This window comes from Gordonia sp. GONU, assembly GCF_024733855.1.
GTDB classification, from domain to species: Bacteria; Actinomycetota; Actinomycetes; order Mycobacteriales; family Mycobacteriaceae; genus Gordonia; species Gordonia amicalis.
Window position 1 is genome coordinate 175,099 of record NZ_JANRHB010000002.1, and the last position, 14,043, is coordinate 189,141.

Annotated in this window: 13 protein-coding genes; 4 read left to right on the plus strand and 9 right to left on the minus strand. The window is 68.6% G+C overall.

Going from position 1 to position 14,043, the window contains the following annotated elements:
• Positions 1-14 precede the first annotated feature (14 nt).
• Positions 15-518 carry a hypothetical protein gene (locus NWF34_RS02770; RefSeq protein ID WP_006437787.1) on the minus strand — a complete coding sequence of 168 codons (504 nt, stop codon included), beginning with the start codon at positions 516-518 and terminating at the stop codon, positions 15-17.
• A gap of 173 nt (positions 519-691) precedes the next feature.
• Here NWF34_RS02770 and NWF34_RS02775 point away from each other — a divergent pair, with 173 nt between their 5' ends.
• Genes NWF34_RS02775 through NWF34_RS02785 form a run of 3 tightly spaced genes read left to right on the plus strand, consistent with a single transcriptional unit; the run spans position 692 to position 3,683 of the window.
• Entirely contained in the window at positions 692-1,735 is a 1,044-nt protein-coding gene (locus NWF34_RS02775) for an iron ABC transporter permease (RefSeq protein WP_258324195.1), read from the plus strand.
• Entirely contained in the window at positions 1,732-2,856 is a 1,125-nt protein-coding gene (locus tag NWF34_RS02780) for an iron chelate uptake ABC transporter family permease subunit (RefSeq protein ID WP_258324196.1), read from the plus strand. The genes NWF34_RS02775 and NWF34_RS02780 overlap by 4 nt, the downstream gene beginning before the upstream one ends.
• Positions 2,853-3,683: an ABC transporter ATP-binding protein gene (locus NWF34_RS02785; protein WP_258324197.1), complete on the plus strand. Its 831-nt coding sequence runs from the start codon at positions 2,853-2,855 to the stop codon at positions 3,681-3,683. Before NWF34_RS02780 ends, NWF34_RS02785 begins: the two co-directional genes overlap by 4 nt.
• Here the strand turns inward: NWF34_RS02785 and NWF34_RS02790 are convergent.
• Positions 3,680-4,996 carry a ClC family H(+)/Cl(-) exchange transporter gene (locus tag NWF34_RS02790; RefSeq protein WP_258324198.1) on the minus strand — a complete coding sequence of 439 codons (1,317 nt, stop codon included), beginning with the start codon at positions 4,994-4,996 and terminating at the stop codon, positions 3,680-3,682. The two genes, NWF34_RS02785 and NWF34_RS02790, sit on opposite strands and share 4 nt — an antisense overlap.
• A gap of 79 nt (positions 4,997-5,075) precedes the next feature.
• The gene (locus NWF34_RS02795) at positions 5,076-6,116 is read right to left on the minus strand and encodes an Lrp/AsnC family transcriptional regulator (RefSeq protein ID WP_258324199.1); all 1,041 of its coding nucleotides are present in this window, start codon (positions 6,114-6,116) and stop codon (positions 5,076-5,078) included.
• Positions 6,117-6,329: 213 nt separating this feature from the next.
• Here NWF34_RS02795 and NWF34_RS02800 point away from each other — a divergent pair, with 213 nt between their 5' ends.
• Positions 6,330-7,877, plus strand: coding sequence for an MFS transporter (locus NWF34_RS02800; protein ID WP_258324200.1), 1,548 nt, complete (start codon positions 6,330-6,332; stop codon positions 7,875-7,877).
• Here NWF34_RS02800 and NWF34_RS02805 read toward each other — a convergent pair whose 3' ends face one another.
• The 6 genes from NWF34_RS02805 to NWF34_RS02830 form a co-directional block, all read right to left on the minus strand.
• Entirely contained in the window at positions 7,878-8,759 is an 882-nt protein-coding gene (locus NWF34_RS02805; RefSeq protein ID WP_159405294.1) for an LLM class flavin-dependent oxidoreductase, read from the minus strand. It abuts the gene before it with no gap.
• Between the two features lie 131 nt (positions 8,760-8,890).
• A complete protein-coding gene (locus NWF34_RS02810; protein WP_258324202.1) occupies positions 8,891-10,153 on the minus strand; it encodes a fatty acid desaturase in 1,263 nt (420 codons plus the stop codon).
• An 8-nt stretch (positions 10,154-10,161) separates the two neighbouring features.
• Positions 10,162-11,277: a ferredoxin reductase gene (locus tag NWF34_RS02815; RefSeq protein WP_258324203.1), complete on the minus strand. Its 1,116-nt coding sequence runs from the start codon at positions 11,275-11,277 to the stop codon at positions 10,162-10,164.
• 126 nt (positions 11,278-11,403) lie between these two features.
• A complete protein-coding gene (locus NWF34_RS02820; RefSeq protein ID WP_258324204.1) occupies positions 11,404-11,883 on the minus strand; it encodes a DUF456 domain-containing protein in 480 nt (159 codons plus the stop codon).
• A 15-nt stretch (positions 11,884-11,898) separates the two neighbouring features.
• Positions 11,899-13,587, minus strand: coding sequence for a formate-dependent phosphoribosylglycinamide formyltransferase (purT, locus tag NWF34_RS02825; RefSeq protein WP_258324205.1), 1,689 nt, complete (start codon positions 13,585-13,587; stop codon positions 11,899-11,901).
• 74 nt (positions 13,588-13,661) lie between these two features.
• On the minus strand, positions 13,662-14,024 hold the full coding sequence (locus NWF34_RS02830; protein WP_159405246.1) for a UBP-type zinc finger domain-containing protein: 363 nt from the start codon (positions 14,022-14,024) through the stop codon (positions 13,662-13,664).
• Positions 14,025-14,043: the final 19 nt, after the last annotated feature.

Sequence of the window (14,043 nt, forward strand, 5' to 3'; positions counted from 1 at the left end):
TCAGCGGTTCCCGTCTACCGACCGGGGATCGCGGGAACTCCCTTGACGTCGGTGCCGCCGCCGGACAGCGCCGCCGATGCCGACGAGCCGGCACCGAACCTGTCGAACGGGTTGTCGATGCGCCGCATGTTCCACCAGAAGCCGGCGTTGTCCGTCAGGTTCTCGGCGTAGTCGGAGATCGCGTAACCGGCGATCGACGACGGGAAGCAGCCGAACCAGGTGGTCTTGATGGTCAGGGATTCGTTCTTCTTCAGCTGCGACTTGAACTTGGTCGCGCCGTTGATCTCCTGCAGCGTGACATTGCGGAACTCGCCGTCACGCGCGGTTACCCGCATGAACCGGGTCATGCTCCACGCCTGGTTCCACGGCGTACCCGGTGCTCCGAACTGGCAATAGACCCCACCCGTCATCTGAAGGTTGGGGACGGCTGCCTGGGCGGGCGCAGCACCCACCAGCGTGCCTGCTGCGATGCTCCCCGCAGCCAGCACCCCGACAACGGCACGTTTGAGTGACTTCATCGATCCTCCTGTTTTCACAACCCTGGAAACACTGAACATATCGATTCGAACTCAAAGCAGTGTTACCGAAGACACGGCCTCCGTTCGGGTTCCGCGGGTCTTTCGTTATCCGAACGACATCCACCGCGCCGCGCCGTCAGGCCCCTCGAGCTGCATTGGTAAGGTAACCCTTCGTGCGCCGCTCCCTCCGTGTCCTCGGCATTCCGGTGCTGGTCGCGGCCCTGGTGGGGCTGGTCATCGCCTCGGTGCTCTTCGGCGCCCGCCCGGTCCCGCTCGACGAGGTCTGGACGAGTTTCGCCGCGGGGATCTCCGAGATCTGGTCGGCCCTCGTCGACCTCCGGATTCCGCAGATCACCAAGGACACCGACGTCGACGGCATCGTCTGGGACCTCCGTGTCCCGCGGACCCTGCTCGGGCTGTTGGCCGGACTGGCCGTGGGCGCGGCCGGCGCCATCACCCAGGGACACACCCGCAACCCCATCGCCGATCCCGGCATGCTCGGCGTCAACGCCGGCGCGGCCTGTGCGGTCGTGGGCGGGATCTACCTGCTCGGGATCACCAGCCCCGTCGCGTTCATGTTCTTCGGATTGCTGGGCGCGATCATCGCCGCGACCGTCGTCTTCGGTCTGTCGGCGCTGAGCGGCTCGAGTCCGCTGACCCTGGTGCTCGCCGGCACCGGCCTCACGGCGATGCTCACCGCGATCACGTCCTCGATCGTGCTCGTCGACACCAACTCGCTCGACCAGTGGCGGTTCTGGAGCGTCGGTTCGACCGCCGGCCGCGGGATCGACGTTTTTTGGGCGAGTCTGCCCTTCATCGCCGTCGGGCTGGTGTTCGCGCTGGCGAGCGGCTTCTTCCTCAACGTGCTGAGCCTGGGCGACGACATGACCAAGGCCCTCGGCTCCCGGGTGGTGCTCATCCGCGCGCTCGGCATCCTGACGATCACGCTCTTGATCGGCGCCGCGACCGCCGCCTGCGGGCCCATCGTGTTCCTCGGTCTGGTCGTGCCGCACATCGCTCGTGGGATAGTGGGCGCCGACTACCGCTGGATCATCCCGTACTCGGCGCTGTTCGGCGGGATCCTCCTCGTCGGCTGTGACATCCTCGGCCGCGTTGTCGCACGCCCCGGTGAGGTCCAGGTGGGCGTCATGCTGGCGCTGGTCGGCGCCCCGTTCCTGATCGTCATGGTCCGTCGGCAGAGGTTGGCATCCGTATGAACACGTCCGACGTGAAGACGCCGACGCCCGGGACACGTGCACGGAGCATCGCGCCGCATCCCGGCGGTTACCGCCTCGCGATCGAGCCGGTCTCGGTCGTCGTGCGTCCGCGCATGCTGATCGTCGCGTTCGTCTCGGCGGCGCTCGCCGTGGTGTTGTTCCTGACCGGCGTCGGCGTCAGCGACTTCCCGCTCACCCCGATCGACGTCGCGCGAATCCTGCTCGGCGGCGGCACCCGCATCGAGAACGTCGTCGTCTTCGACGTCGCGCTCCCCCGAGCCCTCGTCGGCCTGCTGGTGGGCATGGGTCTCGGGTTCTCCGGGTCCATCACCCAGCTGATCTCCCAGAACCCCCTCGCCACCCCCGACATCCTCGGCATCACCGCAGGAGCGAGCGCGGCGGCGGTCGCGGCCATCGCCTTCTCGACGACGAGCTGGGGCAGCTGGTTCGGCGACCTCGGGGTCCCGGCCTCGGCGATGATCGGTGCGCTCCTGACGTCCGCGGTGATTTACGTGCTGGCCTGGCCCGGCCGCAAGGCCAACAGCGGCATCAACCCGTTCCGCCTCGTGCTGATCGGCGTCGGCATGACGTGGATGCTGCAGGCGCTCACCAACTTCCTGCTCACCCGCGCCGACATCCACGACGTCGGGCGTGCCCAGGTGTGGCTGGTCGGATCGGTCGCCAACGTGGGCTGGTCCAATGTCTGGCCGGTGGTCGGCGGGGTCGCGGTCGGGGTCGTCGTGATCGTGGTGCTGTCCCGGCAGATCGGAATGCTCAGCCTCGGTCCGGACCTGGCGCGCGGCCTCGGCGTCCGGACCGGCGCGGTGTCCACCTCCCTGTTGCTGACGGCGGTCCTGGTCAGTGCGCTGTGTGTGTCCGCCGCCGGACCGATCGCGTTCGTCGCACTGCTGGCCCCGCAGATCGCGCTGCGGCTGGCCCGCACAGCGGTACCGACGCCGTTGCTGTCCGGCCTGATCGGCGCCGCGCTCGTGCTCGGCGGAGATCTGTTGTGCCGCACGGTGCTACCCGGCGGGCTGCCCGTCGGAATCGTGACCGCCGCGATCGGCGGACCGTTCCTCATCTACCTGATGATCGCGATGTCCCGGAAGGCGACCGTATGACCATCTCCCCCGTCGATCACACATCGCCGGCGACGTCCCGCCTGCGCGCTACCGGACTGACCGTCGGCTACGACCAGCGGGTGGTCATCGACGGCCTGGACATCGACGTCCCCGACGGCCAGGTCACGACCATCATCGGCTCCAACGGCTGCGGCAAGTCGACGCTGCTCCGATGCCTCGCGCGCCTGCTGCCGCCGAAGGCCGGGACGGTCTACCTCGACGGCGACGACATCTCGCATGTCCGCCCCAGGCAGGTCGCGCGGACCCTGGCGATCCTGCCCCAGAACCCCGTTGCGCCCGAGGGTCTGACCGTCGCCGATCTCGTCGGCCGGGGCCGGCATCCGCACCAGCGGTGGTATCAGCAGGCGACGGCCGCCGACGAGGCCGCGGTGGCCGAGGCGATGGAGATGACCGACACCCTCGAACTCGCCGACCGCACCCTCGACGCGCTCTCCGGCGGTCAGCGCCAGCGGGTCTGGATCGCGCTCACCCTCGCGCAGGGCACCGACCTCATCCTGCTCGACGAGCCGACCACCTACCTCGACCTCGCCCACTCGATCGACGTCCTCGACCTCGTCCGACGCCTCCGCGACGAGCACGGCAAAACCGTGGTCATGGTATTGCACGACCTCAATCTCGCGGCACGCTACAGCGATTCACTCGTCGTCATGAAGAACGGCGCCATCGTCGCCACCGGCGCACCGGCCGAGGTCATCGACGCGGAGATGCTCGACGAGGCCTTCGGGTTGCGCGCTCATGTCATGACCGACCCGATCTCGGGTGGGCCACTGATCGTGCCGCTCGGAGCGCACACCCGCGCGTTCTAGGACCCCGGGTCCCGTTGTCGTGCGGCATCGTTGGCGAGCATCTGCTCACGCAGCGAGTCGTAGACCGGCGGCGTCCCGGAGAGGTGTGCGACGAGCACGGCCGCCGCGGTCGCGGCGAGCATGGGCACCGCCACAGTGGTCGTCGCGCTCATCTCCATCACCACGACCATGCCGGTGAGCGGCGCCCGCACCACCGCGCCGAACAGTGCGGCCATGCCGGCGAGCACCATGGCGTCGCGCAGCGTCGAATCCGATTGCGGGAGCACGGCGTCGAGCCCCGCGGCGAACAGGACACCCCACAGTGCGCCGAGCGCCAGCATCGGTGCGAACAGTCCGCCCGGGGTTCCCGCGGCGTACGACAGCGGACCGGCGACGAACCGGACCAGGAACAGCGCGGCCACCACCGGGAGCACGACCGAACCGTCGAAGATCTGTTGCGCGAGATTGTCTCCCCCACCGGCCGCATCGGTGTCGATGGCCATCAGGCCGCCGACGATCGCACCGATGACCGCGGCCTTCGCGATCGGCGGGACGCGCGTGATCCCGCGAACCGCATTGATCGCCCCGAGAACCGCGCGCCCGTAGGCGATTCCGACGAGACCGCTGAGGAGGCCGAACACCACGAAGACCGGCAGCAGGGTGATCGGGGGCGCGGCCACCACGCCGACCCGGAAGTCGGGCCGGTCGCCGAGGATCACGTGTCCGCAGGCCACCGCGGCGGCGACCGCGAGAATGGTCGGTACCACCACTCGAATCCGGAACGAGTGGGTCACCTCCTCGAGCGCGAAGAGCGCACCGCCCACCGGCGCCGTGAACGCCACCGCGAGACCCGCTCCGCTGAGCGAGGTCTGCATGATGCGGACGTCGTACTCGCCGAGTCCGGCACGTCGTCCGGTCTCCGATCCGACGGCCGCACCCATGTGCACCGTCGGCCCCTCACGGCCGAGGATCAGACCGGATCCGATCGCGGCGAGACCACCGAAGAACCGCGCCGGGATCACCCGCAGCGGCGCAGGCCCCGCTTCTCCTCGTTCGACGGCCTCCACATGCTGGATTCCGCTGCCCGCCGCGGTCGGTACGAGGTGGGAGACGAGCGCGCCGAAGGCCGCGCCGGCCGCCGTCACCGCCACCGGGATGAACCATCCCGGTGCGCCGAGTCCGTCGGCCCACTGCAGCATCTCGAACCGCCACCGGTTCAGATGGTCGAGGCACCACCGGAACGCGCCGCCGAGGACACCGGTCACACACCCGGCGAAGACGGCGAGCACGCACAACCTCACCAGTCCCTGGTTGTCGGCCGTCGGCGAGGTCACACGTGCAAGTTACCGCGCACGCCGCCTTCGACCGGCGCTTCCGAACGGCAGGTTCGTGTCGTCCACCGGTGATTCGGGGTCACACGGGCTGAATCAGGCGTCCCTGCACCACGAGTGACGCATTCTGCTTCAGGCGCCGGACGCGGATGCTCACCGAGTAGCCCAGAATTCCGGCCACGGCCGCGACCCTGGTGCGCAGGTATCGATAGAAGTCGTCGGTGTCCCGGCAGATCACCGCGACCATGAGGTTGTGTTCGCCGCTGATCGCCGCGGCGAACGCCACCTCGTCGTGCGCGGCGAGCGCTGCACCCACCTCGTCGATCGCCGACGGCGTCACGGTGAGCCACAGCGTCGCGCTGAGACCGAAACCGAGACGCTCGGGCAGGATCTCGACGTCGTAGTGCAACGCGCCGCTGTGTTCGAGCGTGCGCAGACGGCGCCGGACGCGCCCGACCGTCCAGCCACAGATGCGCGCCAGCTCGCGATGTGGAAGTCGGCCGTCCTGGGTCAGCGCGTCGATGAGGGGTGCGTCGTCGTCGCCGAGGCGCACATTCTCGCGGGGTTCGTCCGGTACGTCCTCACCGCCGGTCCCGGCCTCGTCGTCGCCGGAGAGAGGGCTCGCGGTTGCGCCCGAGATCAACAGTGCCCGGGCGGACTCCGAGAGCTCACCACCGAAGCCGGTCCATCTCGACGCGGGGAGTCCGACGTCGAAGGCGTGCAGGACGAGGTCGATACGGACGTCGATGACCGAGGCCCGCGTCGGGAGTGCATTGAGCAGCACGTCGTCGCCGCCCGCACCGATCGGCGCGCGGATGATGCAGATGATCTCGGCGCCTCCGGAGACCACGTAGGCGAAGCCGACGTCACGACGACGCGCGAGCGACGCGGCGAGCGGTTCCATGCGGTCCGGCCGGCACCGCACCCGCGCCACCCATTCGGAATGGCCACGCACCGCCGGCCGCACGATCCCCACGACCCGCATCACCCCGGCACGACGCAGCGCCTGGTAGCGCCTCGCCGCGGTCTGTTCCGAGATGCCCGCGACCTCGCCGAGTTGGCGGAACGACGCCCGCGGATACACCTGGAGGGCACGGAGGATTGTGCCGTCGACGTCGTCCATGATGGAGGAATATTACTCGTCGAACCGGTCTGGTCGACGCAATGTTCCGTGTACGCCGCGCTGGTTGCGGTTTCCCTGCCGAGCCGCCGGACAATGGATGTCTGCGCCTCTTCGCGCGGCATCCATCGCCTTGTCCTCCCGAGACGACGACCTGCGGTCACGTCCGGCCACCGGGCGCTGCCCAGTCCCACCCGAGATCGAAAGCGAGAGTGCGTGACCACCACGTCCACCTCCACCGCCCTGCCCGCTCCGCCGGAGCGCCGGACCGCCACCGTCGTGATGGCCTGCATCGGCGTCTTCGTGGCCTATCTTCCGATCACGAGCGTCGCCGTCAGCCTGCCGGCGATCGGGAACGCGTTCGGCGCCTCGACCGCGCAGTTGTCCTGGGTCCAGGACGCCTTCGTTCTGCCGATGGCGGCGTTCATCCTCACGGCAGGAGTGTTCGGCGACGTCCACGGCCGCCGCAAGGTCTATCTCACCGGTCTCGCACTGTCCGCACTGGGCGCCGTCGTCGCACTGTCGGCGCAATCCATCCAGCTCGTGTGGGCCGGTCAGGCTCTGGCCGGCACCGGTGCCGCCGCACTGTTGCCGACCACCCTCGCGCTCATCAGCCACGCGGTCCCCGACTTCCGTGAACGCGGCAAGTTCATCGGCATCTGGGCGTCGTCGCTGATGCTGGCGCTGACCGTCGGCCCGCTGATCGCGGGCCCGGTGGTCGAGGGCATGGGCTGGCGCTGGATCTACGTGCTGCCCATCCCGTTTGCCGTCGCCGCGTTCGCGGTGGCACTCGCCGTCCTGCCGGAATCCCGCGCCCCGCACACCCGACGCCTCGACTGGGCCGGTCAGGTGACGGCCGCCGTCGCGGTCACCGCACTGGTCTTCGGCGTGATCGAGGCCGGCGTCAACGGGCTCGCCGATGCCCGTGTGATCGTCGCCCTGGTGATCGCCGTCGTCGCGGGTGCAGCCTTTGTCGCCGTCGAACTCCGCTCGGACAGCCCGATGCTCGACCTCGCGCTCTTTCGCAGCCGCGCCTTCACCGTCACCACCCTTATCGCGATGATCAGCTTCCTGGCTCTGATCGGCTTCATCTTCGTGCTCAGCATGTACTTCGGGATGGTCCAGCAGCTCGGCACCGTCGAGGCCGGCTGGCGACTCGCGCTGATGAACGGCGCCTCCATGGTCGTGGGTGCGCTCGCGGGCAAGATGATGCACCGGGTCCAGGCGCGCGTCATGATCGGCGGCGGCCTCGCCATGGTCGCGGTCGCGCAGTTCGCGCTGCTCACCATCGACGCCGACACCACGTTCGTCTCGATCGGCTGGCGCCTGATCGTGCTCGGCCTGGGCATGGGCCTGGTGATGGCCCCGATGACCGCGACCGCGGTCTCCGCGGTGCCCTACCGGCTCGCGGGTATGGCGGCGGCCGGAAACAATGCGTTCCGGCAGGTGGGTGGCGCACTCGGACCGGCCGTTCTCGGCGCGTTGCTGACGGCGGGTGCCGTCGACTCGCTCCCGGGCAGGCTCACCGACGCCGGCATCGGCGACGAGATGCGTGACAGCGTCGTCGCCGCCGTGGACGGCGAGGGTCTCGGCGCGGTCGCCGGTCTCGACCTCGGCGCCGACACGCCCACGGTCATGAACGCCCTCGGCGACGCGTTCCTCGACGGCATGCACCTGTGCCTGATCTTCTCGGGCCTTCTCTCGGCCGCAGCCGCCCTGCTGTGCGTCCTCTCGCTGCGCCCCGGCCGGGACGCCGACCACTAGTCAGGCGAACGCCGCGGCCACATCCGCGGCGCGCCGGAGCTGGTCGAGGTCCGAACTCGTCGGGATGAGTTGCACCTCGTCGGTTCCGATGTCGGCGAATCGCCGGAGGATGTCCGCGAGCTCGGCCTCGGTACCTGCCCAGCCCGTCGTGGGAGCGATGGCGTCGACGAACTCCGACGGAATCCAGTTCATGTAGTGGTGCAGATGCCGTGTCACCTGTGCACGCGGACCGTCACCGTCGCCGATCGCGAACCAGAACGACGTCGCGAGATGCGGTGCCGGCTTTCCGGCCTCGGCCCACGCGGAGCGTGCGACGTCGAAGAGTGCGTTCTGTTTCTCCGTGTCGAGGTCGAGGGTGACCCCGGCGATGCCGTCGGCCCAGTCGACGGCGCTGCGGATCGTCTTGGGTCCGGTGGTGCCGACATGCAGCGTCGGGCCGCCCGTGCGATGGGGCGGCGGACCGACCGGCAGCACCGATTCGGTGAGCTTCTCGCGGGCCCACACCCGCTTCATGGTCGCGGCTCGGTCGGCGAGTTGCCGCATGGTCTGGGTGGACGGGTCCGCGCCGACGGCCCGGTAGTCCTCATGCCGGCCACCGACCCCGAGTGCCACCGTCAGCCGCCCCTCCGACAGCAGGTCGCCGGTGGCCAGTGACTTCGCCAGCATCACCGGGTCGTGGAGCTGCGGCACGACGACGGTCATCACCAGCGGGACCCGCCGGGTCCAGGCGGCTGCCGCGCCCAGGAACGTCAGGCACTCGGGGTTGTCGAACGCGATGCGTTCACCCCAGCACAGGGAGCTGAACGGGCCGTCGTCGGTGGTGGTGGCCCACGAATGAAGCGTGCCTGCGTCGAGGTCCGGCTCCATCACGGGCATCGTCATCCCGATGCGCACGGCGCCATTCTGGCATGGACTCCGCGCACCCGGAGACGCTTTCGCAGATGTCGCGTATCGTCGTGCGGTTCGCTACGATGCGCGACATCCGAGGTGGCGCAACGGTTTCCGTTCGAACACTACGCAGTTGCGGCCCGACCCACGTTCGCCGACCGCACCGGCGAGTTCCGCAACTCCCGCAACGCCGTTCGGAGACCGCGACGCTTTCCCGTCGCCGGGTCGGCACCGAAGTGGTCGCTCAAACCCTCGCGGATCGCGAACCGAAGCTCCGAGGCGGTCTCCGGCGCGTCGTCGGCGGTCGCCTTCAGCAGCGAATTCGGCAGTGCCAGTTTGGCGATCGTGCGGAAGGACTGTGCGTACTGGTCCAGGATCGAACCCGTCGTGTAGGGCAGGTCGTACTTGTCGCACAGTTCCCGCACCCGCACCCCGATCTCCTCGTACCGACTGCTCGGCAGATCCGGGAAGAGGTGGTGCTCGATCTGGTGACTGAGATTTCCGCTCATGAACCGCATCAGCGGACCGGCCTTGAAGTTCGCCGACCCCAGCATCTGACGCAGGTACCAGCGCGGCTGGTCCTCGTTCTCGAACTCCTCGACGGTGAACTTCTCCGCCCCGTCGGGGAAGTGGCCGCAGAAGATGACCATGTACGCCCAGTAGTTTCGGATGATGTTGGCGGTGAAGTTCGCGGTGATCGTCGTCTTCCAGTTGGGTCCCGCCAGGGCCGGGTAGATCAGGTAGTCCTTGGCGGCCTGCTTGCCGACCTTCGTGCCGATCACCCGCAGGTCCTTCGCGGCCTGACGGTAGGTCTTCTCACCGTTGCGGAGTTTCTCCGTTTCCAGATGATGCAGCGCCACACCGTATTCGAAGAATGTGCCGAGGGTCAGGTTGTAGATCGGGTTGCCCAGGTTCCACCACTCCCACGGCTGATCACGGGTGACGCGCAGGATTCCGTAGCCCACATCGTCATCCATCCCGACCACGTTCGTGTACTTGTGGTGGACGAAGTTGTGGGAGTGCTTCCACTGCACGCTCGGGCAGGTGGTGTCCCACTCCCACGACGACGAGTGGACCTCCGGATCGTTCATCCAGTCCCACTGCCCGTGCATCACGTTGTGCCCGAGTTCCATGTTCTCGATGATCTTGGCCAGCGAGAGCATGGCCGTGCCCGCCGCCCAGGCGATCTTCCTGTTGCTGAACATCAGTGCGAGTCTCCCGCCGGCCGCGAGACCGCGCTGGAGGGTGATGGCGCGTCGTATGTAGCGCGCGTCGCGTTCACCGCGAGAGTCCTCGATGTCTCGCCTGATCGCGTCGAGTTCGGCACCGAGGGTCTCGATGTCACCCTCGGTGAGGTGGGCGTACTGGTCGATGTCGGTGATGGCCATGAAGCCTCCTACAGATCGAGGGTGCATTCACCGGACACTGCACTGATGCAGGTCTGGATTCGTTCTCCTTCGCGACGTTCTTCGCCGGTGCGCAGGTCACGCACGTACCCACCCGCCAGCGGGACGACGCAGGTCTGGCAGATCCCCATCCGGCACCCGAAGGGCATCTGGATGCCGAGATCCTCGCCGGCCTCGAGAAGTGTGGTGGCGCCGTCGACCTCGACCTCCTTGTCGGAGATCGCGAATCGGACGGTACCGCCCTCGCCGCCGTGATCGGTGCGGGCGATGGTGAACCGTTCGATGTGCAACCGTTCACGCAGGCCGCCGTCCTCGTAGTGCGCCTCCATGGCGTCGAGCAACGCCACCGGACCGCAGGCCCAGCATTCCCGCTCACGCCAGTCCGGCGCCCACTCGTCCATCCGCGAGACGTCGAATTTACCCATCTCCCTTGTCAATTGGAGGTTGAGTTCATACTTCTCGGCCTCGTCGGCGAGCTGCTCCATCTCGTCGAGGAAGATCACGTCCTCGCGAGTGGGGGCGGAGTGTATGTGGACGATGTCCGGCGTCTGCCCGTGCGAACTCAGCTGGCGCAGCATCGCGATGACCGGGGTGATCCCGCTGCCCGCGGTGACGAAGAGGATCTTGCCCGGTACCGGCTCCGGCAGGTGAAAATCGCCTTGTGGCGATTGCAGCCGGATGATGGTCCCGGGACTCACCCCGTCGACCAGGTGGGAGGACAGGAAACCGTCGGGGTTCGCCTTCACCGTGACGGAGATGGTCTTGTCCTGCTCGGACGACCCGATCGAGGTCAGTGAATACGAGCGCCAGTGCCACCGGCCGTCGATCTGCAGGCCGATCCCGACGTACTGGCCCGGCTTGTAGTTCTCGGGGAATCCCCAGCCCGTGCGGATCGTCACCGTCGCGGTGTCGTCGGTCTCCTTGGTGACGTCGAGGACCTTGCCGCGCAGCTCACGCGCACTCCACAGCGGGTTGATCAGATGCAGGTAGTCATCGGGGAGCAGCGGCGTGGTCGCCCGAGCGACCAGTCCGCGAAGAACATTCACCCCGGGTGCGCGCGCCTCGACTCCTGCCGCCGGGCGCTTGCTCCATTTGAGTAGGCCCACGCGCACTCCTCCCCTCGGACTCAAAACGTGGCATCGTGCCATCGGCGGACATACCCATCCGAGCGCGAATGTACACACGCGGGTGTGCCGGCGATCGTATGTAGAGGTCACGCGGAAGGGGCGCCCTCACCAGACGAAGGCGCCGCCCGTCCAGATGCTGGTTGCGACGAGCGCGAAGAGGAGTTCGATACCGATCGTCTTGGCCGCCGCCTTGAGAGCCGCGAGCGCACCCCGCCAGGCCTGCTCGAGGCCTCGGGTCCGCACGAGTTCGGAGACCACCGCGCCCACCACGAATCCGAGCAACAGCCCGATCACCGGCACGACGAAGAATCCGACGATCCCGACGAGTCCGCCGATGACGACGGTTCGGTTCGGGATTCCGTCGGTGCGCAACGACTTTCCCGCGACGAGATACTTGATGGCCTCGCCGACCGCAACCACCAGGATCGCCGCGGCGAACACGGACCAGGCCCAGCCGCCCACGACGAGCGCCCAGACGAACAGCGCGCACACGATCAGCAGCGTTCCCGGCAGAATCGGGACGACGATCCCGATCAGACCGACGACGATGACGGCCGCAACGAGCAGCTCACCCCAGAGCGGCACCTGTCCGTCGCCCGGTCACTCGCCGGCGACGGACGACCCGGGGGCCGCCCCGTCGGCGGAATCCCCGGTCTTCACCAGGGACGTCATGACCGGGGACTGACCCGGGGATGCCGAGCGCGGCGGACCGGCCGGACGGGGCGCCCCGGGGGGAGCAATCGGACGCTGGCCACCGGGACCGCCGAGAGGACGAGGCGCCGGACGCGGTCCGGGTGGCGGAACGGGACGGCCGGGCGGCGGGACGGGGCGGCCGGGCGGCGGGACGGGGCGGCCGGGCGGCGGACCGATCGGCCCGGGCGGAGGTCCCGCGGCTCCCGGCGGCGGTGCCGAGGGTCCCGGCGGAGGTCCCGAGTGTCCGGGCGGAGGACCCGGACGACGCGGCGGCGCGGGCGGAGGCGGCGGCAGGACCGTCGCCTTCCGGACGGCGGCCCGACCGGGAACCGGCGAGACGAGCGACGCCGCACGCACGGCGCGCTCCCGGGCGGCCGGGACGTCGTCGGCGGTCGCCGTGACCACACCCATACGCCGGCGATGGAAGCTCTCGGGCTTGCCGAACAGGCGGATGTCGGTCTCGGGCACCGCGAGTGCCGCCGCGACGTTCTCGAATCCGATGGCGGGCTCGTCGAGTTGCCCGTAGATGACGGCCGAAGCGCCGGGCGACGCCAGCGTGACGTCGACGGGCAGGCCGAGGATCGCGCGGGCGTGCATCTCGAACTCCGACAACCGCTGGGTCGCCATGGTGACCAGACCGGTGTCGTGTGGACGTGGACTGACCTCGGAGAAGTAGACGTCGTCCCCCTTGACGAACAGCTCGACTCCGAAAACGCCACGGCCGGCGAGCTTTCCGTCGCCCAGAGCGGTGGCGATGCGCGCCGCGATCGATGTCGCCGAGGCGTGCGCGTCCGCACTCATCTCATGCGGCTGCCAGCTCTCCACGTAGTCGCCGTTGATCTGGCGGTGACCGATCGGCGCGCAGAAGTGCGAGGTGAGGACGCCGGTCCGGGGATCGATGGCACGAACTGTGAGAAGTGTGATCTCGTAGTCGAATTCGATGAATCCCTCGACGATGACCCGGCTGCCCTGCACGCGGCCGGCGGTGTTCGCGGTCTCCCACGCCGACGCGACGTCGTCGGGTCCGCGCAGCACCGACTGTCCCTTGCCGGAGGAGGACATCACCGGCTTCACGACGCACGGGAATCCGATCTGCCGGGCGGCGACCGTCAGTTCCTCGAGGGTGTCGGCGAAGAGGTACGGCGACGTCGGCAGACCCAGCTCCTCGTCGGCGAGGCGGCGGATGCCTTCGCGGTTCATCGTCGCGACCACGGCACTCGCGGTCGGGATGACCTCGGCGATGCCACGTTCGGCGACGTCGACGAGCGCCGCGGTGGCGATGGCCTCGATCTCCGGCACCACGTAGGCGGGCCGGTGCTTGTCGATGACGGCGAGCAGCGCGTCCGGGTCGGTCATGTCGATGACCTCGGCATGATGGGCGACCTGCTGGCCGGGCGCGTTGGCGTACCGGTCCACGGCAACGACCTCGACGCCGAGACGCTGGAACGCGATCACGACCTCTTTGCCGAGTTCGCCCGCACCGAGCACCATCACCTTGGTCGCCGTCGGACTCAGCGGCGTGCCGATAACGTCCGGCGGACCGATCGTCGGCGCCGGCTGATCCGCGCTGGTCGCGCTCTCGCTGTTCGACGTCATTCCCAAATCCTACTTGTCGTCAGTACATCTTCTTCCACGGTGACACCTGGTCGGGCGGTGTCGTGGTGCGGCTCTCAGCCGATGACCTCGTGTACGTAACACCACCGCCAGCTCTCGCCGGGTTCGGCGGACCGCATGACCGGATGGCCGGTCTCGTGGAAGTGTGCGGTCGCGTGCCGCCGCGGACTGGAGTCGCAGCAGCCGATGTACCCGCACCGCAGGCACATTCGCAGATGCGCCCAGTGGTCCTCGCCGATCGCCACACATCCCTCGCAGCAGAGCTTTTCACCCGAAGCAGGCTCCGGCACCGGGATCGACCCGTCCGCGACCGCGGCGAGCTCGGGGCAGCGCGCCGACGGGTTCGACGAGTCGTCGGCGTCGGATGCCGGACCCGACCGATGGCCGCCGCGGGTCGAGGACCGGCGAAAGATCTGCATGTTCACCATTATCAACGGC